Source organism: uncultured Caballeronia sp., assembly GCF_964243625.1.
Lineage (GTDB): Bacteria > Pseudomonadota > Gammaproteobacteria > Burkholderiales > Burkholderiaceae > Caballeronia.
In genome coordinates this window covers 2,723-5,341 of record NZ_CAXTGZ010000424.1, presented here as the reverse complement: position 1 = coordinate 5,341, position 2,619 = coordinate 2,723, and the positions used below count along the sequence as shown (strand labels likewise).

2 protein-coding genes (1 of these 2 running past the window's edge) are annotated in these 2,619 nt (G+C 63.8%); both read left to right on the top strand.

Going from position 1 to position 2,619, the window contains the following annotated elements:
* The first annotated feature begins 132 nt into the window (after positions 1-132).
* Positions 133-1,026, top strand: coding sequence for an ArgP/LysG family DNA-binding transcriptional regulator (locus tag ACFFAR_RS23620; protein WP_174364808.1), 894 nt, complete (start codon positions 133-135; stop codon positions 1,024-1,026).
* An 88-nt stretch (positions 1,027-1,114) separates the two neighbouring features.
* Positions 1,115-2,619 carry the 5' portion of a patatin-like phospholipase family protein gene (locus ACFFAR_RS23615; protein ID WP_375508570.1) on the top strand. It continues 811 nt past the right edge of the window, so the window shows 1,505 of its 2,316 coding nt (coding positions 1-1,505); the start codon lies at positions 1,115-1,117; its stop codon lies off the right edge, out of view.

Here is a 2,619-nt window from a genome sequence, read left to right as displayed (position 1 = left end):
GAGCGCAAATGGCGTGGGTTGCATGGCGGGTCCAGGGAGAAGAAGCGTGACGGACGCTGTTTAGAGGCGTAGTCTGCCGGTCGTACTTCCGTAAATAAAGCTAACTCTCCTAATGCCACTTAAGAAACGCTAATGCTTGATTATGCCCTTCTCGATGCGCTCGGCGCCGTGGTGCGTCATGGCTCGTTCGATCGCGCGGCGCGCGAGCTCAATGTGACGCCATCGGCGGTATCGCAGCGCGTGAAGCTGCTGGAAGAGCGCGTGGGAAGCGTGCTGGTGAAGCGCGGCCAGCCGTGTATCGCGACGCCACCGGGCGCGCTGCTGTGCCGCCATATTGAACGCGTGCGCCGGCTCGAAACCGAACTCGGCAGTCAGATGCCGACACTGCCCGGCATGCTTGCCGAAGCGTGGCCGACGTTTCGCGTCGCAGTCAACGACGACAGCGTGGGGACGTGGTTCATCGATGCCGTATCGGAATTTTGTGTCGAACGAGAAATGCTCCTGGACCTGGTGATCGACGACCAGGACCACACCGCGCAGCAACTGCGCGACGGCAGCGTGCAAGGCGCGGTGACCACGCAAGCCGAAGCCGTGCAGGGATGCCGGTCGACCAAACTCGGGCGCATGCGGTACCTGCCCGTGTGTTCGCCCGCGTTTTTCGATCGATATTTCGCGGAGGGCCTCACGCGTGACGCGTTGCGCCATGCGCCGCGTGTCGAATTCAATTCGAAGGACCAGATGCAGCGGCGCTTCATCCGCCGCATCACGCGCGCGGATCTCGATCCCCCGCGGCACCTGATTCCGCACGTGGCGGGTTTCGTGCGCGGCTGCGCGTCCGGGATGGGATGGGGCATGTGTCCCGAACGCATGATCCGGCCGCTGATCGAATCGGGCGAACTCGTCCGCGTCGTGCCCGGCGCCCATATGGATGTCGATCTTTATTGGCAGAGCTGGCGGTTGTCCATCGGCTGGCTCGACGATTTCAGGACCATGCTGCAAAAACGCGCAAAGGCATTTCTCGATTAGTCCGCGGCCGCACATCACGATCGCGATTTCGGGATGCGAAACACTGTAATCTCTCGAACTCGTTCCTTCTGCATCGGATACACGAGTCTTGTCGAGCAAACATTCCAACGATAAAAAAACCGCCAATCGCTCGAATCTCGCACGTCGGCGCTTGCGTTATGCCGCCGCGCTGCTTGTGCTCGGCTGCGCCGGCGCAGAGCGTCCAGCAGCGGCAGAGGGTGCTGCGTGCGTTGCGGATGCAGGCCCGTCGCCCCGGCGCGCGGTCGGCCTCGTGCTCTCGGGCGGCGGTGCGCGCGGCTATGCGCACCTCGGCGTGCTGAAAGTGCTGGAGGCGAACCGTATTCCTGTCGACTGCATTGCGGCGACGAGCATGGGTGCGGTCGTCGGCGGACTGTACGCGAGCGGCATGAGCGCGCAGGACATGGACAACCGGCTCGCGAAAATCAATCTCGCCGACGTCGCATTCGACGTCACCGCGCGCGCCGATCTGCCGCAATCGCAGCGGGAGGACGAGCGGCTGTATATGAACAGCTTGTCGTTTGGTTACGGCTCGCGCGGCTTTCGCTTGCCGGCCGGTCTTGTGCAGGGCACGCAGCTTCAGGCACTGCTGCAGGACTGGACGAGCACGGTGCCCGGGGACATCTCGTTCAACGCACTGCCCGTCCCGTTTCGTGCGATCGCCACGGACTTGCAGACCGGCCAGAAGGTCGTGCTCGATCACGGGTCGTTATCGCAGGCGATCCGCGCGAGCATGGCGCTGCCCGGCCTGTTCGCGCCGACGGATGTGGACGGACGCACGCTGGTCGATGGCGGCATAGTCAGCAACCTGCCGATAGAAACCGCCCACGACATGGGCGCCGACGTTGTGATCGCCGTGGATATCGGTTCGCCGCTGCGGCCGCTCGATGCGTTGGCGTCGCCCACCGACGTGATGCAGCAGATGATCGGCATCCTGATCCATCAGAACGTCGCGCGGCAACGCGAACAACTCAAGGCCGACGACGTGCTGATCGAACCCGCGCTCGGTTCCCTCAGCTTCACGGATTTCGCCAATGCGCGCCAGGCCATTGCTGCGGGCGAAGCTGCCGCCACCGCCGCGCTGCCGAAGCTGCGGCATCTGGCGTTGTCGCCTGCGGACTACGCAGCGTATCGCGTGGCGCATTCCGCGCCCGCGAGCAAGCCGGTGCGCATTACGCGCATCGAGATTGCATCGCAGGGCGCGGTGCCGCAGGCGCGCATCCGCGAAACACTGCACGTGCAAGAAGGCGATGTGTACGACCCCGCGGCGGTTTCCAGGGACTTGCTGTCGCTGACCACGCTTGGCAATTTCGAAAGCGCGACGCAGCAACTCGTCGATAACGGCGACGAACACACGCTCGTAATCAATACCCGCGATAAATACTGGGGCCCGAACTTCCTGCTCTTCGGGCTCGGCTTGTCGAGCAGTACAACCGATTCGGGCGGCTTCCGGCTGCACTTGGGTTATCGGCGGCCGTGGCTGACGTCGTCGGGACTGGAGGGGCGTATTGACGGCACGGTCGGCAGCGACCTGACCAGCATTCACGCGGAGTTGCGGCAGCCGTTGTCGAATAC